Genomic DNA, 22,028 nt, shown 5'->3' with positions numbered 1-22,028 from the left:
TCTCCTATTATAAAGAAATTTTTAGCATGTCTATTCTTTAGGTTTCATAAAGTAACATAGAGCATGGACAGGGAGTGGATGTAATGAAATACATCTGGTTATATATCGGCCTTTTTCTCGTCGGGATGGTCATTACATATTTTCATTTTTCTCATAAGGAAATATCTGTCATTCAATACTTTCCTATTGATGAAGAAAGAAAATTCGATACAGCCTCTACGACATTGGCCTTTAAAGAAAGTGAGGGAGATGATGAATACGAGGTAGAGTGGGAAGTATTCTCAAAGAGTGATCAGCCTGCCTATTTAAGACAGGACATTTCACTTCTCTATGTAAACGGACGCCTCAAAGGAGTAGTAAATAAGTGGAAGCAGGATGTAAATGAAATTCATAAGCTTTCATACCTTCACGGAGAAGATACGAAAAGGTATGAAGCATTGTCTTTTCATTATGGAGAGTTTCACGAAAATAACGTGATTAAGAGTATTCAGGCTGTTTCAAGTGACCGCCTCTATATCATTGATTCTCCACATACTAGCAGAATCGCTTTTCATAAACCTCAATCTCCTGAAGAAGAACAATGGCAGAAAAAGCTGGATAACTCTATTAATCAGCAGCTTGAAGCGCAGTGGGAGGAACTGATGGATTATTATCAGCTGTCAACAGACCAATATATTAAAGCCCCTTTGACTGAATTAGCAAATTACAGCAAAAAAAATCCTTTCCCGTATACAGACCCGGCTCAATTTGAACGAATATACGGGCAGCTTTGGGAAGGCTTATATAAAAACTACGTACTCGGTATTAAAGATTCAAACAGCACAACACACCCCATCCAGAGCTATGAACCTCTGCTGCTGTTTGATAAAAAAGGGACTCATTTAATGGTTTTATTTGAAGACGACAAGGGAGAAAATCATCAGCTCATTCAGTATTACTAAGCTTTTCCGCCAATTCTTTAAATTGCTCCTCGTCAGGGTTCAACCGCGCTGCTTCTGTGGCGTGATTTATTGCGAGATCTAATAATTCATTTGCCTGATATATTAAGGCAAGATTATAATGAGCTTCAGCCATTTCCGGTCGAAGCTCGATTACTTTTTCAAGATCAGCCTGTGCGGATGCAAGGTCTTCCGTCTGGGTAAAGGCAAATGATCGATTAAACAGCAACTCCGCTTCATACATTCCTGGATTCTCCAGCGCATCAGTCGTACGTCCGATCGCTTCCTCAAATTGTTTTTCATCAATTAATTCCTGTGAAAACTGGACTTCTGCCAGCCCGAACTCCCCTGAGTTTTCACCAGCTACTCCCGTATATACAAGAAATAAAACAGCTGCTGTATAAACAATAATACTTAGGACTTGTTTTAGCGCTTCTTTTCTTTTAGGGAGGCTTACCATTGCGGAAGCTAAAAATCCTCCAACTAATCCTCCGAGGTGTGCCCCGTTATCAATCTGGGGAACAGCAAATCCAAACACAACATTAATTGTGATAATAAAGATTAAATTATATCCCATCGTTTGAAAAAAAATCCGCTTGTTTTTTAATCCGAAATAAAGAAGTGCTCCAAATAAACCGAATATAGCCCCAGATGCTCCTGCGGCTACGCTCGGATTAAAAGCAAAGCTTGCAAGCCCGCCAAAAATCCCAGCGAGGAAATAAATAATAAGAAACCTTACAGAACCAAAGATCTGTTCTACCGCCATCCCTAAATAATAGAGAGCCAGCATATTCATTAATAAATGAAAAACTCCGATGTGAAGAAACATTGAACTAATGATTCTCCACCACTCTCCGTCAATGATCGCCGGATTATACTTGGCCCCCATTTCAATAAGAGTTCTGACTGAAGTACTTCCGCCGGCCATCTCCAGCCAGGCAAACATGAGCAGATTAATAGCGAGCAGAATATACGTGAACAACGGTTTTCCAAAGGAAAAAATCTCCTGTACTTCTTTAATTTTTTTCTGCTGCAGTGCAGCCAGCTGCTCCTTAAAATAGGCAACATAGCTTTCCATTTCTGCCCCATCCAGCTGTTCCCCACCATTTACACGAACATCAGCTAATACTGGAGAAATTCTTAAATCATCCTTCTGTTTTTCTTCATCATCAAGATAGTGAATATGCAGTTTTTTTAATAATCCATCCGTTTTTACATCGACATTCTCCCATTCGTCAACAGGAGGATATTGAGAAACATACAGGCAGTGAACGTGTACATTTCTACCGCCAAGCAGCTTATTGTTCTTTCTTATCTGCTGTATGACATTATCTAAATCTCTTCTAAGCTCATTTCGCCAGTTAAATGCACTGTGCATTAGACGAAAAATATGACGCTCTCCTTTTTCTTCCTTTTCAAGCCATATTTCACTCTTTTCCCTTTCCATATGGAGGATGTCAAAGTTGAATTGGCTGACCAGTTCATAAGCAAGCTTCCATAAGTAATACTCTTGTCTAATGTACACAGCTCACCCCTCCTTTCTTCGATCATATCATGCTTATTTACTATATGTGTCCGAAAAAGCTCATAAAAAAACTGCCTGATAAGCAAGCAGCTTTTCCTTAAATCTATGAGCGAAACAGCTGACTCATGAATTTATTCCTTACAAAGGGAATGCGCATTGCTGTACGGACAGCATACTTACGCAGAACCGGCACAGAAGCAATAAAGGAAACAAGTCGGTTTCTAAACGTATATCCTGCGGCTCCAGCTGGAATTAATACAAGCAGCAGCATTTTTAAAGTTTTCATTCGAATCCTCCTAAACAATCTGTTTAAAGGTAGGATGAGCCAGCAGAAGATTATTTATTCTTGACAGGTGATACTTCCTTCTTCAGTTATCAGTTGATTAACTTTTACATCAAAGGGCTCCACGGGTACCTCATTAATAAGCTGTTTAGTTGATAATATAGATAGTGTTTCTCCTTCATAATTGTTTAAATAGCGATCATAGAAGCCTCCCCCATAACCAATTCGGTACCCTTTCCTGTCAAAGAGCAGACCTGGAACAATAATTAAGTCAAGGTTTGTTTTTTCAACAGCCTCTGACTTCTCTGGATCCGGTTCTTTTAACCCGTAATACACCGATTCAAGCTGTTTGAAATTATGTAAATAATAGAAAGTCATCTGTTTTGATACTGGGTCACATTTCGGTACAGCTACACGTTTCTTCTGCCTCCACGCTTCCTCTATAATCGCATAAGTATCCCACTCATGCTTAAAAGAAACCGTGACAGCTATTGAAGCTGCTTTTCTAAAGCTTTCAGAATTAAATAGCTGCCGGTGAATGTTTAATTCTGTCTCCTGTTTAAATGTGTCGGAAAAAGATTTTAGGATGAGCTTCCCATGCTCCCTTAAAGCTTTCTTTTTCAATTACACTCCTCCTCCAAAACAATATAAAAAAAACAGCAGGAGGCAATCTCCTGCTGTTTATTTAGTCTCACGGTGAAGCGTATGCTTACCTAGGCGCGGGCTGTACTTTTTAAGTTCAATACGCTCTGGGTTAGTACGCTTATTTTTTGTAGTAATATAGTTACGGTCACCAGTTTCAGTGCAAGCAAGAGTAACATTTACACGCATAATTATCCCTCCAAATTAAAAAATCTATTCACTGTCTTTCATCACATAATCAGACTTACTTATCGTACCAAAACTTCTTCCGTCTTTCAAGTACTATTCTTATAAGTAAAAATACATAGATATCCTTTTCGTATTATGGTATAACTATACCTGGAAAAAGAGAGGAGAGATACTAAAATGACAACTGTATTCATTACATTAGCTTCAGTGGCCATTGTACTGTTCATTACATCTATGTTTATGAACGACCGCTTAAAAGATATAGAAGAACAAGTCGAACAGTTGTCCATTCAAGCTATGCAAGATACATATCTGGTAAAAAAGAAATTAAATGTTTTAGAGGAAGAGCTGCTGGCCGGTGATTTAGAAAAGCCCGGGGCTAAACCGTTCACCAGCCACCAAAACTTTTCTAAACCACGTCTCGAGCAGACGATCAAAAGTATGTACCGCGGAGGCTATTCAAAAGAGCGAATTGCCGAAGAAACTCAACTCAGTCAGGAAGATATACACAGCATTGTCAGTAAGATAGAAGTCAAAGGTGTGAGACAATGAAAAAGCCCCTTCAATTCTTTTCAATCGGATTGCTGACAGCTACTGTGATCATTAGTATTTTCTACACAGCTTTACCCGAAAACTCATCAGAAGCTGCTAAGGCAATCACCGATGAAGAAATCATCGCGAAATTGGAAGCAAATAATTATCAAGTTCTGACAGACCAAGAATTATTTGAGCTCGAAGCCAGGGTTTCGGAAGTTGAGAAAGTAGAGCTATTAAAGGAAAATAAAGAACAGAAAGAGAAAATTAAAGAAGACGAAAAGAATGAGAATAAAGAAAAAGAAATCACCAAGAATAAAGAACCTTCTACATATAAATTAGTAATAAGAGAAGGAACAAGTCCTACAGAGGTTTATCAGACCTTAGAGGATAAAGGCTTTATTAATAATGCCGAATCTTTTAATACTTATATGAATGATCGCAATCTTACTGAATACGTCCAAATAGGAGAATTTGAAATCGTAAAAGGCATGAACCGAGATGAAATTGCTGATACGATTACAAGGCAGTAATGTCAATAATAAGAAAATAGATGAACTGGAAAAACCTACGGAACCTTTCCGTAGGTTTTCTGCTTTTTAAATATATTGATGTGGCTGACCAAACTTTTTTTAATAGTCCCTGTCTTTAACCGGTTTCGTTTTCCATAATATAGAAAAACACCCCTCAAGAAAGACTCTTAACCGTTATGAATAAGACTATTTGTTCTTAATCGTTTAAGTCATAAGAGACACCTTTAATTAAATAAAGGATGCTTTCTCCAATGTTAGTAATATGATCGGCGAAGCGTTCAATATAGCGGGATATATATGCCGTTTGCATGATGTTTTGAATCTGATCCGGATTATCTGCGGTTAACTCAAGCAAATCTTTCGTCACCTGTCCGTACAGTTTATCCACCTTATCATCTTTTTCAGCAAGCAGACGCGCAAATGATACATCTTCCAAATGATAGGCATTTATTGCTGTATCTACCATTTCCAGCGCTGAATTCATCATGTCTTTAATTGATGGGTGGATAGATATCGGATGGTTTTCTCCTAAGTGCAGTGTTGCTTTTGCAATATTTTTCCCATGGTCTGCCATTCTTTCTAAATCTGTTGAAATTTTAATAGCTACGATCAGCCTTCTTAAATCCGAAGCGACAGGCTGCTGTTTAGCAATCATAACTAAGGCGGATTCATTTATATGCTGTTCTTTGCTGTTGTAAATATTATCACTATCTATAATAGTCTGAGCGGCTTCTAAGTCACTGTCGTATAATGCGTTTACGGCTTTTCTTAATACCTGCTTTGTATCCTCTGCCAGCTCTTCCACTTCTTTTTTCAATTGATTTAGTTCTTCATCAAAAAAACGGCGAGTTTGCATTCTTATTTCCACCTTTCAAATTATCCAAATCTGCCACTGATATAATCTTCTGTACGGCGATCACGCGGGTTAGAAAAAATCTGGGATGTTTCATCATACTCAACTAGTTCGCCATTTAAGAAAAAGGCTGTACGATCCGACACTCTTGAAGCCTGCTGCATATTGTGAGTGACAATTACAATCGTATAGTTTTCTTTTAGCTGATGAATCAGTTCCTCAACTCTCAGTGTCGAAATGGGATCTAAGGCGGAAGTAGGCTCATCCATCAGTATGACGTCGGGCTCGTTTGCCAGCGCACGAGCTATACAAATCCTCTGCTGCTGTCCTCCCGACAGCCCCATTGCACTTGTGTGGAGACGATCTTTCACTTCGTCCCAAATCGCTGCCTGCTTTAAACTTCTTTCCACCATTTCATCGAGGACAGCTTTTTTACGTATACCTTGAATTCTGGCTCCAAAAACCACATTTTCATAAATTGATTTTGGAAATGGATTCGGATGCTGGAAAACCATTCCCACTTTAGTTCGCAAGTCTTCAGGGTGATAGCCGGATTCAAGAATATTATCTCCATGGTATTTAATTCTGCCGGAGACTTTAACTCCCGGCACCATTTCCACCATTCGGTTTAATGCTTTTAAATATGTGGACTTTCCGCAGCCGGAAGGACCGATAATCGCTGTGACCTTATTAGTCGGAATGTCCATTTTTATTTCATAAAGCGCCTGGTTGCTCCCATACCACAAGTTTAGATTTTCAATTTCATATGAATGTTTTTCCATAAGACTCATCCTTTTTTCATCGATTAGGACTGACATTAGCTGAATTTACCGGAGATATAATCTTCCGTCCTCTGCTCTTTTGGATTTGTAAATAAGCTTGAGGTATCACCATATTCTACTAAATCACCATTGTACATAAATGCTGTGTTATCTGAAATTCTGGCTGCCTGCTCCATGTTGTGGGTAACGACTGCAATTGTGTAATGTTCTTTCAGTTCCATGATTAAGTCCTCGACTTTTGCACTAGATATCGGATCCAGCGCCGAAGTTGGTTCATCCAATAGCAGAATATTAGGCTGAAGAGCTAAAGCTCTCGCAATACAAAGTCGCTGCTGCTGCCCGCCGGATAATGATAAAGCCGAATCATTCAGCCTGTCTTTAATTTCATCCCACAGTGCCGCCTGCTTTAATGAAGTTTCTACTATCTCCTGCATATTTACTTTAGACATTTTCATGTACTGAAGAGCATGTGTGATGTTTTTCTTAATAGGTTTCGGAAAAGGATTGGGCTCCTGAAACACCATCCCAATTTCTTTTCTCAAAGCTACTACGTCAATGTCTTTATTGAGTATATTTATTCCATCGTACATGATTTTTCCTTCATAACGGGCAATTCTAATTTGGTCATTCATACGGTTTATCGTTCTTAATAGGGTGGATTTTCCGCATCCGGAAGGTCCTATAAAAGCCGTTACTTTATTTTTTTCAATAGGCATTGTTACATTTTTCACTGCCTGATTATTTCCGTAAAAGACACTGAGATTATCCAAATTCAGCTGGACTTCTGCCTGTTCTTTCATTCTATTATCTATTACGCTTGAACTCGTTTTTTTCTGTTCCTGCGTAGAAGTTTTCGATTTTATATTAAGGTTGACCATTTTAATATGCTCCCCTTCCTACTTAGAACCGGTAATCTTTTTGAAAATAATATTGCCGATCACTCGTGCTGTTACATTAAAGATAAGAACAAATATAATGAGTACAGCCGCTGAACCTGCCGCAATGGCATCTACGTCTGGCATGATCCCTTGTGAATTTACTTTCCAAATATGGACCGAAAGCGTTTCTGCTGATCGAAAAGGGTTAAGCGGTGAATTGTTGTCAAAAGGGTTCCACGTATCAAACTGTAAATTGTTCGTAGAAAGACCTGCCGTAAACAACAATGCTGCTGCTTCACCAAATATTCTTCCGGCAGAAAGTAAAATTCCTGTTAAGATACCGGGAAATGCAGCCGGTACAAGGACGGTTTTTACCGTGTGCCAGTGTGTAATACCGAGAGCCAGACTGGCATTTTTTTGTTTCACAGGTACAGATCTGATGGAATCTTCTGTAACCCTCACAATAATTGGCAGGTTAAAAACTGTTAAAGCAAGTGAACCTGCAATAATGGAGTAACCTAATCCCATATATTGAACAAATACGAGTAAGCCGAACATACCTACTACTATAGAGGGCAGTGATGATAATACTTCTACACTCGTACGAATGATGTTTGTTAATTTACCGGGACGAGAATATTCAGCAAGATAGATACCGCCAAGAATTCCAAGAGGGACTGATAAAATTAGAGTAACCACTAAGATATAGAATGAATTCCAAAGCTGGTTCTTGATTCCGCCGCCTTCCATAAATGAACTGGAGTCAGATGTTAAGAAAGATAGATCAACATATGAAAAACCATTGGTCAGAATATAACCTAGCAGATAAACTAAGGTTGCTGACATTATCACTGCACATAAAACAAAAGCTGATGTGGCTACGGTGTTTGTAAAACGTCTGTTCATTACACTTTCCTCCTTGAGGACACGACACGGATGACAATAATAAACACGTAGGACATAATTAACAGGAAGAGTCCCAGAGACCAAAGTAAGCTGTTATGAACACTTCCATAAGTGGTGTGTGGCATATCCAAAGTAATTATAGAAGTAAGGGTAGCTGCAGAATCGGTTATAGATGAAGGCAGCCCTCTTACGTTTCCTATTACCATCTGTACAGCTAAAGCTTCTCCAAATGCCCGGGCCATTCCTAATACGATCGCAGTCATCAGGGAAGGAAGGGCAGCCGGAAGAATAACTTTATATATTGTCTGCCACCTTGTGGCTCCCAGACCGTAGGACGCATTTTTTATATCATCAGGAATCGCTTTAATCGCATCGGCAGAAATACTGGTAATCGTTGGAAGAATCATAATGCCAACTACGACCATTCCTGCTAGTAAACTAAAACCAATCCCTCCAATATTATCTCTTATCAATGGAACAATAACGGTCACACCAATTAATCCATAGACGACAGATGGAATGCCTACTAATATTTCAATTACAGGCTGCATCACTTTTTGTCCCCATTTTTTTGCTATCTCTGTCATAAAGATTGCACTTCCAATCCCTAATGGAGCTGCAAATAATGCCGCCAGGAAGGTAACTGCAAATGATCCGAATATAAATGAGAGGGCACCGCTGTTCTCTGTCCCATCCCATCCTGTCGTTGTAAGAAAATTCCACAAGTTTACGTCAAAGGCAAAAAAAGTTCTTATGCCTTTATAACCTAGAAATAAAGTAATTGCGATGGTAGCAGCAATTACTAAGAATGCACTTGAAAATACAAGAATCTTACCTCGTGTTTCATTGTGTTTACCTGATGAACGATTGTTTTTTAATAATCTATGGTTATCCTTCTCAGAGCTTTGAACGTTCGCCATAATATACTCCTCCTAATGCACGGGAAAGGGGCTGAACGGTTTGTCTGGTTTTAACATAAGCTTTGAGCACTTATATTAAAATCAGCAGACGAACCGGCCAACCCTCTGCCATTCCCTATTCACTTTCATTGATGCTCAAATTACTTTACTTCAGTTTCGTTGCCTTCTGCGTCACGTTCTACTTGCATTTCAGTGACTGGAATATATCCTTGCTGTGGAAGAAGGGATGTTTGAACTTCTTCAGTCATCATATAATCTAGAAATTCTTTAGCCAGACCTTCTGGTTCGCCTTGAGTATAGCTGTGCTGATAGGCCCAAATAGGAAATTCTCCGCTTTTTACGTTTTCATCTGTTGCTTCGACTCCATCAATTGCTAAAGGAATGATGTCTTCACTTTGTTCAAAGTATGAAAATGCAAGGTAGCCTACTGCACCAGGAGTCTCCTCTATAATTTGCATAACACGGTTAGAAGAATCTTCAGTAATTCCTTCTGCTGGTTCTTCGCCATCCAATCCAAATTCATTGAACGTAGCGCGTGTTCCGGAACCATCCGGACGGTTTACAAGAGTAATTTCCTGGTCTGCTCCGCCAACTTCTGACCAGTTCGTAATTTCACCAGTAAAAATTGCTTTTAAATCTTCTTTAGATAGTTCTTCTACGCCAACTTCCGGGTGAGCAGCTGCAGTCATACCAACTACGGCCACTTTGTGGTCAGTTAGTTCGTCAGCCGGGATGTCCTCTTTAGTTTCAGCAAAGTAGTCAGAGTTACCAATATCAAAATTTCCAGCCGCTACTTCACTAAGACCTGTGCCGCTCCCGCCGCCTTGTACGTCAATTTGAGCATCAGGGTTGTCTGACATGTATTGTTCAGCTGCCGCGCCGACTAGAGGCTGCATGGCGCTGGATCCGCCTACGACGATAGAACCTGATTGTTCAGCTTCTCCTTCTCCGCTTCCTTCACCTGAACTGGAATCCTCAGATGATCCACAAGCAGCCAGTACTCCTGCTGCTAAAATAAATGCAAATAGTAAAGCGAAAATCTTAAAGTTCTTCATTTAACTACTTCCCCCTAAGTCTCTTATGTTTGGATGTTGGCTTGACCAACTCACAATTCATATCATAAAGACACAACTTTAAGCCCATATATATTAAACGTAAATGTTTTGTAAATGATCGATTTTGCCAATTGGAAAAATTAACACAAAAAAAGAGTGACGCCTATGTGGCATCACTCTTCATCTGCTTCTGTTAATTCTTTCTTAATTCCTGCTTCAGCTCTTTCTTCTTTCAAATCAAAGTAAGCATCTAATATCCTACGGGAAATATATCCATTTATACTCGTGTTGGAGTCTTCTCCGGTAAATGGCACGATCACCGAGAAAGCTACCTCTGGATTATCATATGGAGCATAACCAACCATCGTCAGGTTAAGGGTCTCATATCCGACAGACTCTCCATTTTCTTGAGTATAATACTTTTGCTGCTGGGCTGTACCCGTTTTTCCAGCCGCCTGATAGTCCGCGCCACTAAAATAGCTATTTGCGGTTCCACCCGGCTGAAACACAGCACGGAAACCTTCCTGAACTCGCTGGATATCTTCTTTGTCCATAGTAAGATTGTTCATAACTTCTGTATCGTATTTCTTATAAAGCGGACCCAGACCTTCTCCATCAGAACTTGGATTGTGAATTTCTCGAACGAGTTTAGGCCGTACTCTGTTTCCTCCATTAGCAATTGTGGAAACATATTGATTAAGCTGCATGGCTGTATATGTGCTGTACTGGCCAATGGCAAAATCGAGCACTACCCCTGGATTAGGGAAATCCATTTCTTCAAACCCCCGGGCTTCGTATGGGAAGTCTATCCCTGTCTCCACCCCTAAACCAAATTGATTAAAGTGATAAACAAATCGCTGCATTGTATCACTTTTTAAATTTAAAGGACCATTATCTACATACTCATGGCCGCCCATCCACATAGCAATAAAATACATGTAAACATTGGAAGATTGCTGCAGGGCGGAATAATAGTTTACATTTCCGATACCTGATCGGTAAGAGCTCTTATTAGGAGAACCAGCGAATCTGAGTGTCCGGTCATTTACATAAGTTGAAGGACCGATTACACCCTCATTTAGACCTGTTAATACGGTTGCACCCTTTATAGTGGAACCGGGCATGTATGCATTATAAAGGGCTTGATGGCCAACATTGGATACTTTTTCTTCTCCTGATTCACGGTTTCGATTATATTCTTTCCCTGATATGGCGAGTATCTCACCATTATTCGGGTCTGACATGACGACAATCGCGTTTTCCATATGGCGGTTAGCAGCCGGCTCCTGCTCAATCGCTTTTACAAGCTCTTCTTCAACAATTTTATCAACTTCCTGCTGAAGCTCCATATCAAGGGAAAGCATTAAGTCTTTACCACGGGAGCCTTCACGGACAACATCTGTGTTTACGACTTTATTGTCACTATCCGTTGTATACTGTACTTTTTCTTTCGTGCCTCTTAGAACCTCTTCATATTGTTCTTCAATTCCACTTATGCCTACACGGTCATTACGACTGTAATCGAGCGACATATAATAGTCTTCCATTTCTTGAGGTATCCCCTGATCACTCGTTGTAATGTTCCCAATGTAGCTTCTGAAAGTATCTTCAAATAAATATTCACGGTCCCAGTCGGCAGTTACATTAATTCCGGGAAGTTCCGGCAAATGCTCTGCGACAATAGAATACTCTTCCTCGGTTATCCCTTCATTTTTCACAACGTGGGGAGCCAAAGCATAAGCCTGGTCCAGCTCTTTTTTAATAGCAATGATTTCCTGTGTATCGCCATCAAAACTGCTGATTTCTTCTTCCGTTATCGAATCAATTTGAGCTTTATAAACTTCCCCATTATCAAGCCCCTCTAAGTCTTCTTCCGGTATACGCTTGGATATTTCTTCTTCATTAATTAAAAAGTAATAATCTTTTAAATCACGTTCTGTTAATTTATCTTCATATTCCATATTTATATATTGAGCCAGCTTTTCCGCCAATTCAAGTCTATCCTTTGGCTGTACACCTTTCGGCGGTGTATATGTAATTGAATAAAGGGGCTCATTGTTAACGACTAACCGTCCATATCTGTCATACATTTCCCCCCTAGGTACAGGAATCGTCGTCGTTGTATTTTCGGTACGGTCAATCTGATCCTGGGCAGCTTGTCCTGTAAGTATTTGCACGACACCAAGTTGAAGAATTAATATTGCAAAAAGCAAAAACACTACGAAAAAAACGATATTTAAACGGAAAGGTAAGTGCGACTTACTCCTGCCAGCTTTCTTCCCCATAAGTTCCTCTCCCTTACTCGAAAAAATTCTCTATTTTTTAGTATAGCATCTTTTTCTAATAAAGAACTAGAGATTTTAGCTGACACTCTCTTTCGGAGTGAAGTTAATATCCTTAATAAAAAAGTAAATAAAGAAATGCCCGCCCCCTACAATCAGAAGAATATACGGAATCCCTGTTTCCGGCGTTATAAATACAATGGCAACCAAGAATATGAGAATAGAAAGGATGCGGCCCGCGTTAAGAAAAATCTCTCTAACGACGATATATTCGATTCTCATTTCCCCTGCATTCCATGCCTTTCCTATCACATCATATGTCAACGACAGGTACGGCACAAATAGAACAGGGAAGAACACACCTGCGATGGCCCCGTAAAATAAGATCAGAGGCAGACTATTACTGAAAATGAGCAAAACTACAGATAAATAAAGCGACAGACCGGCAAGAAAAATCGCCTGTTTTCTCTTTCCAGGTTTAATCCACCGTGTCACAAGAAAATAAAACAATAACGAAAACCCAGAATACACCAGATTAAATATCCCGAGGGAAAATTCATCCCGGGTAACTAAATAAATCCAAATTGTCACCGCGAATAAAAATGTTCCTTCTCGAAATCCTTGAGAAATATGAGCCTTCAAAATTTTATTCCAATTGCTGTTATGCTTGCGTTCAAGAATGATCCTTTTAAAAGAAAAATTCCCTTTTGCTTTCCTTCTTGATAGGAAAAAACTAATGATAACTGCAATAATAAAAAAGCTGAAGGAAATCGTAAAAATAACCGTATAGCCCGTAAATTGATTCATACGTGAAATCACATATCCGGCAAAGAGAGGGCCTGTCATCCCGCCAAAAGACTGAAGGATTCCTAAAAACCCGTTAAAAAAATCTCTTGTATCAGGCTCTGTAATTTCAAATGTCAACACGTTATAAGCCAGCCAGTAAAAACCATACCCTACCCCGAGCAGGCCGCCTAACAACAGATTATATTTTGCAGCATTATCTCCGATAAAAAGAACAGTTAAAAAAAACAAGGAAAGAACCGTTACGCCTGCGCGCAAGACAATAACACGATCAATTCTTTTTGCACACTTTCCGGCCACAATAAATGTGATCGGCTGCATAATATAAATACACAGATTATATAAAGCAATATCTGCATAACTATTTGATTGTTTCCATAAATAAACGTTAACAAAAGTACTCGAAAGAAAGATACCAATGGAATATAGTCCACCGATTACCAGTAGCAAAATTAAATCTTTAGAGACATTTTCCTGGGACAACCACACCTTCAGTTTTTGTATCATAATAGAATATCTCCTTTGATTTATCTTTTCTTAGTGTGATCAAAGGAGATCGAGATATACAAAAAATAAAGGTACAGGTGTTAAGACCTGTACCTTTAAACATTTATTATTTAGCTTCTTCGTAGCGTCTTGATACTTCTTCCCAGTTTACCACGTTCCAGAAAGCTTTCGCATAATCCGGACGGCGGTTTTGGTAGTTCAGATAGTAAGCATGCTCCCAAACATCCAGGCCAAGAACTGGAGTTTTACCTTCCATAAGCGGGGAGTCCTGATTTAGCGTATCGATTACTTCCAGGCTGCCGTTGTTTACTACTAGCCAAGCCCAGCCAGAGCCAAAACGGCCGGTAGCCGTAGCTTCAAACTTTTCTTTAAATTGATCGAAACCGCCGAACGTTTCCTCAATTTTTGAAGCTAATTCACCAGACGGCTGTCCTCCGCCATTTGGAGAAAGAATAGTCCAGAATAAGTCATGGTTAGCATGACCTCCACCGTTGTTACGAACTTTTGTCTTGATATCTTCGGGAATTGCAGACAAGTTATTTGCCAGCAGTTCATCAATAGATTTTTCCTGAAGATCGTCATGTCCTTCAAGGGCATTGTTCAATTCAGTAACATACTTGTTGTGGTGCTTCGTATGGTGGATGTTCATCGTTTCCTTATCGATCGTTGGTTCCAGTGCGTCATACGCATAAGGTAGTTCTGGTAGTTCAAATTTAGCCATGTTAACTCCTCCTTTTAATTAATATGTAAATCGATGGGCATCGGCTTCCGCCCACTTTTACATTACCAAACCGATATTTATCTTGCAAACATTATGCAGAAAACTGCTTAACATTCACTACGTATGTAAAATACCCGCTATTATATGAAATAAACATAAAAAAACAAGCGTGACGACACGCTTGTTTTAAAAGTGGCTCGGGACGGAATCGAACCGCCGACACACGGATTTTCAGTCCGTTGCTCTACCGACTGAGCTACCGAGCCGTAATTACACCCAAATTCACAAAATATGTAATGGCGGAGGAGGAGGGATTCGAACCCCCGCGGGCCGTGAAGCCCCTGGCGGTTTTCAAGACCGCTCCCTTCAGCCGAACTTGGGTACTCCTCCGCAAAAAATGGTGGACCCTGCAGGACTCGAACCTGCGACCGATCGGTTATGAGCCGATAGCTCTAACCAGCTGAGCTAAGGGTCCAACATGGGGCGGCTGATGGGAATCGAACCCACGAATGCCGGAACCACAATCCGGTGCGTTAACCACTTCGCCACAACCGCCATGTTTTTAATATGTATTCAACTCAATTTCTTCTCCCAGTCCCTATATGAGATCGTAAAGTTAAGGGAGTATGACTAACATCATCGAATTACTTGAAAGTAGCGGCGGAGGGGATCGAACCCCCGACCTCACGGGTATGAACCGTACGCTCTAGCCAGCTGAGCTACACCGCCATATGTTTCCGCTCCAATTGAAGCGACGCTAATAAATATAACATGTATCGCCATTACTGTCAAGCAGTTTATTTAATGTGTTTTCCATTAGCTTCTGCAGATTTTTTGACAGCAAAATTAATATAGCATGAGCATTTTGCCTTTTCAATAGTTTTTCTTAATTTTTTTGAAAAGATTTTAAACAAGAAAAAAATTTGCCTAATAAGTACCCGTTCTTCATCTTACTAAATGTTAATGAACACTGGCTTTACCAGGTTGTTAAAGAACCTCTTCCTATCTTGGAACTTTTAATCACTAAGAAATACGATGATGTGGGGAGAAACCGATTCCGATAGCTATAAAACCGGACCGCGGGAAACGGGCTAATTCGCTCTTTGCCGTTTTTCTACTGTAAAAAAGAATAGCTTTCCCGACATGAACCCATGTATAGTACTTATCTAGTTCCAATCGACATTCTCGAAAATAAAAAAGCCGCTGTACCAAACAGCGGCTTTTCTTATTATAAACTTTCTTTCTCACCAAGTACTTCTTCTGCAATGTTAACAGCATGGTCACCGATACGCTCAAGGTTGCTGAGCATATCAACAAATACGATACCTGCCTGTCCAGTGCAAAGGCCTTCGTTCATACGGATAATGTGCTTCTTACGGAAAGATCTCTCCATACGGTCCAGCTCATTCTCTTTCTGAACAACAGCAAGAGCTTCTTCGCGGTCCATATATTCAAGCGATTTCATCGCCTGTTTAACGGTCATCAGTGCCAAGTCAAACATTTCATTTAAATCGTCAATTGCCTGATCTGTAAGAATAACTTTGTTGGAGTTCTTGTAATCAATTAACTCAATAATGTTTTCAAAGTGGTCACCGATTCTTTCAATATCTCTCACAGAATCCAGTAATGCACCGTGTTTGTGACTGTCTTCATCTGAAAGTTCTGCAGAAGATAGAGCTACTAGATAGTCCGTAATTTTACGGTCTAAATTGTTTAAAGCTTCTTCTATCTGCATAGCGAGCTCAGAATGCTTCGTTTGTTTTTTATTTAGATAGAGGCTTGTCTCTTCCAGTCCTTTATAAGCATACTCACCCATACGGATAACCTCTTCTTTTGCCTGATCTAAAGCCAGGGATGGAGATTGTTCAATAAAAATCGGATCAAGGTGTTGTGGTTTGTATTCGATCACTGAGTCTTCCCCAGGAACTACTCTCATTACAACCCATGCAATTCCAGCTATAAATGGAAATTGAACAACTGTGTTTGCAATGTTAAATGACCCGTGCGCAAAGGCAATGGTCATTTCCGGATTTAAATCCAGAGTGGCTCTCAGCCATTCGACATAAGCCGTAAATGGTACTAATAAAATTAGAAATACAGCGGCACCTATTACATTAAACATGACATGGGCGGCAGCTGCGCGTTTTGCACCTATACTTGAACCAATAGCCGCGAGTACAGCTGTAATGGTCGTTCCAATATTATCACCAAACAGTACAGGAAGTGCTGCTTGTAAATCAATTAATCCTTCACCAAACAATTGCTGAAGAATCCCAATAGTAGCACTTGAACTTTGTACGATAACCGTAAACAGGGTCCCGATCACAACACCTAAAATAGGGTTATCACTCATACTCACCGTCAGGTCTTGGAATGCTTCCAGACTACGTAATGGCTTCATACCGCCGCTCATTACATCAAGCCCATAGAATAAGGCCCCCAAACCAAAGAACAGCTGCCCAAAATTGCTAACCTTTTTATTTTTAAAGAAGAACAGCAGAAAAGCACCTAGAGCAAGAATTGGCAGGCCGTAAGCGCCAATATCAATACCAATAATAAATGCAGTCATTGTCGTTCCAATGTTGGCCCCCATAATAACACCGATGGCCTGTCTAAAGGTCATAAATCCGGCGTTAACCAGACCAACTGTCAGTACCGTAGTTGTCGAACTACTTTGCACCAGTATGGTTACGACTGTCCCAGCTAACACACCCATAAAGGGGTTGCTCGTAAATTTATCCAGAATTTCTCTCAGGCGGTCACCGGCTGTACGTTGTAGACCGTCCGCTAAATATTTCAGACCGAAAAGGAATATCCCCAGTCCTCCAAGAAACTGAAACAGCATCTCTTGAATATTGATTTCCAAAAGTCCTCCACCCTTTCTAATTCATCCAAAGTTATTTTTTTTATTTATCTTTTTAACACCTTCCCCATTATTGACGATCGCAAAATGCTTTGTAAAGTGTTCTTTCAAATCTTAACATTAAATTTACAAACGTGTGATTTAGACGTCATATTCTATAAATTTCCTTGATTCGCTATAGGTTGTCGATTACGATAAATAAGACATGTAAGAAGGAGTTTTTAATCTATGAGTAAATCCCAGCAGATGATCAAAAGTTTTTACCACTTTAAAATGCTTTCAGCGCTTAGAATTCTTCCAATGGGCAAAGCCATCAGCTATATTTTTTATCTTAGTCTCATTGTATTAATCCCTGTACTGTTAAGCGCTGTTTTCACCTATTGGTTTTCCGACGCTGCCCCTTCAGTACTTAATAATATATCAAGCGGAGTATTTATCATCATATTCCTGCCCTTTATCTATTTCTTTATCACGGCTGTTTTATTTATTACGGTTTCTATATTAGCCTTTTTAGCATTAGGTGGAGCTAAATGGGCCAGATTGCGGGCTGATTACAAGCAGGTTTGGAATATTAGTGCCTTCTCCATTACGGCCCCTGCCATTGTTCTCGTAGTTATCGAATCCTTTTTCTGGTCCGATAATTCTTTGTTTTATCTGTTTGCTGCTGTTTCCATTATTTATATTGCTCTCGCTCTTCGGTATCTTCCCAAAAAAAATTAGCATCTCAAGCCGCGCAGCTTGAGATGCTAATTTTGAATCCTATTCATTTATATCTTCTTTTTTCACTAATATCCGCGTTCCATCTACAGAAGTAACTTTTATCTCGTCTCCTTTATAGATCCATCGGCCGTTTGAGATCGCGCTATAATCTTCGCCCTCGACCTCAATAGTACCGACTGGTCTCATATCCGTCTTGGCTTTTCCTTTTTTTCCAATTAATGATTTATAAGTCTCTTTCATCGAGTTATATCCCATTTCTGAAGACATTTGATCGCCCAATGTAATTTTCGTCCACATGGCCCTGCGTTTAAACACTTTTAGAAATAAGAGAGATGAAAACCCGCCGATCAGGACACCGATTACACTATACAAACCAGCCGTCCAGTTAGGGGCACTAAAACCAACAGCGATGATCATAGCCGCTCCACCAATTGTCGCCAATGTTCCATCATTTACAACTTTCCCATCAATAATTACAAGGACAAGCCCTAAAATATAGACAAACATCATAATGGCAAACATGTCCGGCTCAAGAAAAGAATAGAAATAAACCGTAATAAATCCAAAACCTAATATCCCAAAAAGCCCTCTCGCGTTAACGAGAAGCTCGCCAATTAAAAACATCGTCCCAAATAATGTAATAAACATGACCATCCAGTCGTAAGCCAGTAAATCCATGACAGTACCTCCTCTTTGTTTCCCATATTTATAATACGTACGAAGTATTGAAAATGTTTCAAAAGATGCACAAAAATTTTTCTTTAAATGGGACTCATGATATAATCTCTCTAGCTGACTGAACAGATACTAGTCAAGCCGCAATACTTCTCATTTCAACAATTACCTATTATAATAGGTATTGGCAAAATTATAAGAGGACAAGCTTTTTTTAGATATAAAGGAGCGATTATTAATGGCAATAACTCACAGAAAAGACACTCGGCCCGTTAAAGTTGGAAATCTCACAATAGGCGGAGAAGATCAAGTTGTGATTCAGTCCATGACTACAACTAAAACGCACGATGTTGAAGCTACAGTTGCGGAAATTCTCCGTTTAGAAGAAGCCGGATGTCAAATCGTACGCGTAGCCTGCCCGGATGATCGTGCAGCAGACGCAATTCCGGAAATTAAAAAACGTATCAACATCCCGCTGGTGGTGGATATTCATTTTGATTATAAAAAAGCTTTAAAAGCAATTGAAGGCGGAGCAGATAAGATCCGAATTAACCCGGGGAACATTGGCAAACGTGAAAAAGTTGAAGCAGTTGTTCAAGCAGCCAAAGCCAAAGGCATTCCTATTCGTATTGGAGTTAATGCCGGTTCCTTGGAGAGACACATCCTGGAGAAATACGGATATCCAACAGCTGACGGCATGGTGGAAAGTGCCCTTCACCATATTAAGATTCTCGAAGACCTTGATTTTCATGATATCATCGTTTCACTTAAAGCATCAGATGTTAATCTGGCTATTGAAGCTTATGAAAAAGCTGCTGAAGCGATTAAATATCCGCTTCACCTTGGGATTACAGAATCAGGCACCTTATTTGCTGGTACAGTGAAGAGTGCCGCTGGTCTAGGTGCTATATTGAGCAAAGGCATAGGAAGTACTGTACGAATCAGCTTAAGTGCTGATCCAGTTGAGGAAGTTAAAGTGGCTAAAGAATTACTGAAATCTTTTGGTTTAGCTTCCAATGCCGCTACCTTAATTTCCTGTCCGACATGCGGACGAATTGAGATTGATCTAATCTCGATCGCCAATGAAGTTGAAGAATACATCCAGACGATTAAGGCACCGATTAAAGTAGCCGTCTTAGGCTGTGCTGTTAACGGTCCCGGCGAGGCGAGAGAAGCTGATATCGGCATTGCCGGCGCCAGAGGTGAAGGTCTTCTTTTCAGACACGGTGAAATTATCCGTAAAGTTCCGGAAGAAATTATGGTAGAGGAACTCAAAAAAGAAGTCGACAAACTGGCAGAAGAACATTACGAAAAAGAACGAAAAGAAAAAGAAGAGCAAAACGCGTAAAAGTGGACCCGAAGCGGGTCCACTTTTTTTAGATCATTTGTGTTATCGGAGCAAGGAATAATGAGAAAAGGATAGAAATCACACTGATAATGATCGCCATATTCCCAAGAGTGTCTGCTCCGCGGCGTTTACCGAATACCCCAAGTACAATGCCGACAATACCAAGGATGAAGGGAGCGAAGAAAAACGACAAAATCGCTGCAGTTAAAGCAACCCACCCGAAACCGGGTTTTACATCGTCCTCCATCGTTGTTTCCCTTTCTTCAGAACGTATAGGTTCATCTAAAGGTACTGCGGATTCCTGCGCATATTCTTCGTTATAGCTTTCACCGTATACCGGCTGGCTGGCAGCTCGTTCTACTTCACTCTGCTGCCTTTCCTTCTCGTGCTGAGTTACTGGTTGTTCCTGACGATTCCCTACAGATTCTCTTGATTCATCCACAAGAATTCCCTCACTTTCTGTTTTGAGAATCACGTTTAGTATGTGATTCTTTACGAATGTTTAAGTAAGGGAGTTTATGGGAGAAATGGGTCAAGCACTTGGCCAGACCTTCATATTATAAAAATATTCAAAAGCGAAGGCTTCTGCTTTTTTAAGAACCGAATAAGCTTTTTTATCATAGGGTGTACTGAATAAAGGGCGAAGGAGACGGTACTATGTTCAACGTAGCTCAACAGTACATTACTCATAAGTTAAAGCAGATCACTGCCGAAGAATTAATGGATTACAGCAAGAGGTATAACATAGCGATTACGTATGACGAAGCCAAAAAAATAACGAAAGCATTAAAACATAACAAGGAAAATCCATTTGATCCTGATGGAAGAAAAAGAATGCTTCGCCAGCTGGCGAGAATCACCTCAAAAGAGACAGCTCATTCGGTCAACATACTACTGCATAAGCTAGCTAAACAGTATGGAGTGGAAGATTGGCTTTACTAACAAAAATCTCCACAATAAAAGAAGTGCTGTTTCAGCATTCTTTTTATTGTGGAGAGATGATAACTTGCTTAAAGGCAGGTTTTTGATCTTTTTTAAATGCAAAACCGGCTCATGCTTAAAGGCAAGTCAATTCCCCGTTCCCTTTTATCTTTCTAAAGTAACCGGAACAGAAACCCGGCGGCATAGATTAGCCAAAATCGAACTGTTCAACGATAACTCCCTGCTTATTGGACCACAATTTTCTCTTTTAAATCCTCTTGGTACTCTCCTGATTTCAACATATCAATCTCAAATTTATACGGCGGCTTTTTGTCTTTTTTATTTTCGCCGACATACGGTGTTTCTAAAATCTTAGGTATATCTTTAAATACTTCATGATGGACGATGTTATGAAGAGCATCAAAGCCAATATGGCCGAATCCGATATTTTCATGACGGTCTTTCCTTGCTCCAGTAATATTTTTACTATCATTCACGTGGAGGACTTTAATACGGTCAAGCCCTACAATGCGGTCAAATTCTTCTAACACACCATCAAAGTTGTTGATGATATCATACCCGGCGTCATGCACGTGACACGTATCAAAACAAACGGAAAGTTTGTCATTCATTGTCACACCTTCAATAATTTGAGCGATTTCTTCAAAAGAGCGGCCGCATTCAGAGCCTTTTCCGGCCATAGTCTCCAAAGCAATCTGTACGTTCTGATCTTTATGAAGAACTTCATTTAAGCCCTCAATAATTTTAGGAATCCCTTTATCCGCACCCTGCCCTACATGAGAACCGGGGTGAAGAACGATTTGTTTTGAGCCCAGGGCTTCCGTTCTTTCAATTTCACTTCTTAAAAAGTCTACACCCAGCTGGAAGGTTTCCGGCTTCGTCGTATTACCAATATTTATAATATATGGGGCATGTACGACGATGTCTTCGATTCCATGTGCCTTCATATGTTCAGTTCCAGCTTCTATATTTAAATCTTCAATTGCTTTTCTTCTCGTATTTTGCGGCGCTCCGGTGTAAATCATAAAAGTAGAAGAACCATAAGAAACAGCTTCCTCGCTGGCTCCCAGCAGCATTTTCTTTCCTTTCATGGAAACGTGTGAACCTATTTTAAGCATGTGTGTTGTT

The 22,028-nt window shown here is 40.0% G+C and carries 23 protein-coding genes and 5 tRNA genes; 6 read left to right on the top strand and 22 right to left on the bottom strand.

What is annotated here, in order from left to right:
* Positions 1-83 precede the first annotated feature (83 nt).
* Positions 84-941: a hypothetical protein gene (locus B7E06_RS09975; protein ID WP_082233835.1), complete on the top strand. Its 858-nt coding sequence runs from the start codon at positions 84-86 to the stop codon at positions 939-941.
* Here the strand turns inward: B7E06_RS09975 and B7E06_RS09970 are convergent.
* The 4 genes from B7E06_RS09970 to rpmG form a co-directional block, all read right to left on the bottom strand.
* A complete protein-coding gene (locus tag B7E06_RS09970) occupies positions 925-2,463 on the bottom strand; it encodes a rhomboid family intramembrane serine protease (protein WP_082233834.1) in 1,539 nt (512 codons plus the stop codon). The two genes, B7E06_RS09975 and B7E06_RS09970, sit on opposite strands and share 17 nt — an antisense overlap.
* A gap of 103 nt (positions 2,464-2,566) precedes the next feature.
* Positions 2,567-2,749 (bottom strand): hypothetical protein, encoded by a 183-nt coding sequence (locus B7E06_RS09965; protein WP_082233833.1) that lies wholly within the window; start codon positions 2,747-2,749, stop codon positions 2,567-2,569.
* 54 nt (positions 2,750-2,803) lie between these two features.
* Positions 2,804-3,370 carry a 5-formyltetrahydrofolate cyclo-ligase gene (locus B7E06_RS09960; protein WP_082233832.1) on the bottom strand — a complete coding sequence of 189 codons (567 nt, stop codon included), beginning with the start codon at positions 3,368-3,370 and terminating at the stop codon, positions 2,804-2,806.
* Positions 3,371-3,427: 57 nt separating this feature from the next.
* On the bottom strand, positions 3,428-3,577 hold the full coding sequence (gene rpmG / locus B7E06_RS09955) for a 50S ribosomal protein L33 (protein WP_082233831.1): 150 nt from the start codon (positions 3,575-3,577) through the stop codon (positions 3,428-3,430).
* A 177-nt stretch (positions 3,578-3,754) separates the two neighbouring features.
* Here rpmG and B7E06_RS21865 point away from each other — a divergent pair, with 177 nt between their 5' ends.
* Together B7E06_RS21865 and B7E06_RS09945 are read left to right on the top strand one after the other, a co-directional pair.
* A complete protein-coding gene (locus tag B7E06_RS21865; protein ID WP_179134034.1) occupies positions 3,755-4,129 on the top strand; it encodes a hypothetical protein in 375 nt (124 codons plus the stop codon).
* A complete protein-coding gene (locus B7E06_RS09945) occupies positions 4,126-4,644 on the top strand; it encodes an endolytic transglycosylase MltG (RefSeq protein WP_082233830.1) in 519 nt (172 codons plus the stop codon). The genes B7E06_RS21865 and B7E06_RS09945 overlap by 4 nt, the downstream gene beginning before the upstream one ends.
* Positions 4,645-4,840: 196 nt before the next feature.
* On the opposite strand, the gene phoU is transcribed toward B7E06_RS09945, so the two are convergent.
* From phoU to B7E06_RS09870, 15 genes are all read right to left on the bottom strand, one after another.
* Positions 4,841-5,500, bottom strand: a complete 660-nt coding sequence (gene phoU, locus B7E06_RS09940) for a phosphate signaling complex protein PhoU (RefSeq protein WP_082233829.1) — start codon at positions 5,498-5,500, stop codon at positions 4,841-4,843.
* A gap of 20 nt (positions 5,501-5,520) precedes the next feature.
* Positions 5,521-6,315 carry a phosphate ABC transporter ATP-binding protein PstB gene (pstB, locus tag B7E06_RS09935; RefSeq protein ID WP_082233828.1) on the bottom strand — a complete coding sequence of 265 codons (795 nt, stop codon included), beginning with the start codon at positions 6,313-6,315 and terminating at the stop codon, positions 5,521-5,523.
* Complete coding sequence (pstB, locus tag B7E06_RS09930) at positions 6,315-7,079, bottom strand: phosphate ABC transporter ATP-binding protein PstB (protein WP_218672929.1); 765 nt, start codon at positions 7,077-7,079, stop codon at positions 6,315-6,317. The genes pstB (B7E06_RS09935) and pstB (B7E06_RS09930) overlap by 1 nt, the downstream gene beginning before the upstream one ends.
* A gap of 96 nt (positions 7,080-7,175) precedes the next feature.
* On the bottom strand, positions 7,176-8,063 hold the full coding sequence (pstA, locus tag B7E06_RS09925) for a phosphate ABC transporter permease PstA (protein WP_082233826.1): 888 nt from the start codon (positions 8,061-8,063) through the stop codon (positions 7,176-7,178).
* The gene (gene pstC, locus B7E06_RS09920; RefSeq protein ID WP_082233825.1) at positions 8,063-8,983 is read right to left on the bottom strand and encodes a phosphate ABC transporter permease subunit PstC; all 921 of its coding nucleotides are present in this window, start codon (positions 8,981-8,983) and stop codon (positions 8,063-8,065) included. The genes pstA and pstC overlap by 1 nt, the downstream gene beginning before the upstream one ends.
* A 140-nt stretch (positions 8,984-9,123) precedes the next feature.
* On the bottom strand, positions 9,124-10,038 hold the full coding sequence (locus tag B7E06_RS09915) for a phosphate ABC transporter substrate-binding protein (protein WP_082233824.1): 915 nt from the start codon (positions 10,036-10,038) through the stop codon (positions 9,124-9,126).
* Positions 10,039-10,211: 173 nt separating this feature from the next.
* Positions 10,212-12,323: a peptidoglycan D,D-transpeptidase FtsI family protein gene (locus B7E06_RS09910; protein WP_082233823.1), complete on the bottom strand. Its 2,112-nt coding sequence runs from the start codon at positions 12,321-12,323 to the stop codon at positions 10,212-10,214.
* Between the two features lie 75 nt (positions 12,324-12,398).
* Entirely contained in the window at positions 12,399-13,631 is a 1,233-nt protein-coding gene (locus B7E06_RS09905; RefSeq protein WP_082233822.1) for an MFS transporter, read from the bottom strand.
* 106 nt (positions 13,632-13,737) lie between these two features.
* The gene (locus B7E06_RS09900; protein ID WP_082233821.1) at positions 13,738-14,352 is read right to left on the bottom strand and encodes a superoxide dismutase; all 615 of its coding nucleotides are present in this window, start codon (positions 14,350-14,352) and stop codon (positions 13,738-13,740) included.
* A gap of 193 nt (positions 14,353-14,545) precedes the next feature.
* A tRNA-Phe gene (locus B7E06_RS09895) sits at positions 14,546-14,618 on the bottom strand.
* 31 nt (positions 14,619-14,649) lie between these two features.
* A tRNA-Ser gene (locus tag B7E06_RS09890) sits at positions 14,650-14,742 on the bottom strand.
* Positions 14,743-14,750: 8 nt separating this feature from the next.
* Positions 14,751-14,827 (bottom strand) — tRNA-Ile (locus B7E06_RS09885).
* A gap of 4 nt (positions 14,828-14,831) precedes the next feature.
* Positions 14,832-14,907: transfer RNA gene (locus tag B7E06_RS09880), tRNA-His, on the bottom strand.
* A gap of 100 nt (positions 14,908-15,007) precedes the next feature.
* Positions 15,008-15,081 (bottom strand) — tRNA-Met (locus B7E06_RS09875).
* Positions 15,082-15,580: 499 nt separating this feature from the next.
* The gene (locus tag B7E06_RS09870; protein ID WP_082233820.1) at positions 15,581-17,218 is read right to left on the bottom strand and encodes a Na/Pi cotransporter family protein; all 1,638 of its coding nucleotides are present in this window, start codon (positions 17,216-17,218) and stop codon (positions 15,581-15,583) included.
* Positions 17,219-17,443: 225 nt separating this feature from the next.
* Here B7E06_RS09870 and B7E06_RS09865 point away from each other — a divergent pair, with 225 nt between their 5' ends.
* Positions 17,444-17,935, top strand: a complete 492-nt coding sequence (locus B7E06_RS09865; RefSeq protein ID WP_082233819.1) for a DUF1189 family protein — start codon at positions 17,444-17,446, stop codon at positions 17,933-17,935.
* Positions 17,936-17,974: 39 nt separating this feature from the next.
* On the opposite strand, the gene B7E06_RS09860 is transcribed toward B7E06_RS09865, so the two are convergent.
* Positions 17,975-18,613: an NfeD family protein gene (locus B7E06_RS09860; RefSeq protein ID WP_082233818.1), complete on the bottom strand. Its 639-nt coding sequence runs from the start codon at positions 18,611-18,613 to the stop codon at positions 17,975-17,977.
* Between the two features lie 241 nt (positions 18,614-18,854).
* Here B7E06_RS09860 and ispG point away from each other — a divergent pair, with 241 nt between their 5' ends.
* Complete coding sequence (gene ispG, locus B7E06_RS09855) at positions 18,855-19,958, top strand: flavodoxin-dependent (E)-4-hydroxy-3-methylbut-2-enyl-diphosphate synthase (protein ID WP_179134130.1); 1,104 nt, start codon at positions 18,855-18,857, stop codon at positions 19,956-19,958.
* 28 nt (positions 19,959-19,986) lie between these two features.
* On the opposite strand, the gene B7E06_RS09850 is transcribed toward ispG, so the two are convergent.
* Positions 19,987-20,400: a DUF4190 domain-containing protein gene (locus tag B7E06_RS09850; RefSeq protein WP_179134033.1), complete on the bottom strand. Its 414-nt coding sequence runs from the start codon at positions 20,398-20,400 to the stop codon at positions 19,987-19,989.
* Positions 20,401-20,615: 215 nt separating this feature from the next.
* On the opposite strand from B7E06_RS09850, the gene B7E06_RS09845 reads away from it, so the two are divergent.
* A complete protein-coding gene (locus tag B7E06_RS09845) occupies positions 20,616-20,900 on the top strand; it encodes a DUF2624 domain-containing protein (RefSeq protein ID WP_082233816.1) in 285 nt (94 codons plus the stop codon).
* Positions 20,901-21,124: 224 nt separating this feature from the next.
* On the opposite strand, the gene B7E06_RS09840 is transcribed toward B7E06_RS09845, so the two are convergent.
* Entirely contained in the window at positions 21,125-22,018 is an 894-nt protein-coding gene (locus B7E06_RS09840) for a deoxyribonuclease IV (protein WP_082233815.1), read from the bottom strand.
* Between the last annotated feature and the right edge of the window lie 10 nt (positions 22,019-22,028).

Source organism: Halobacillus massiliensis (assembly GCF_900166625.1).
GTDB lineage: Bacteria > Bacillota > Bacilli > Bacillales > Halobacillaceae > Halobacillus_A > Halobacillus_A massiliensis.
Note: the sequence above shows the minus strand (reverse complement) of the source record. Positions and strands in the feature narration are given on the sequence as shown.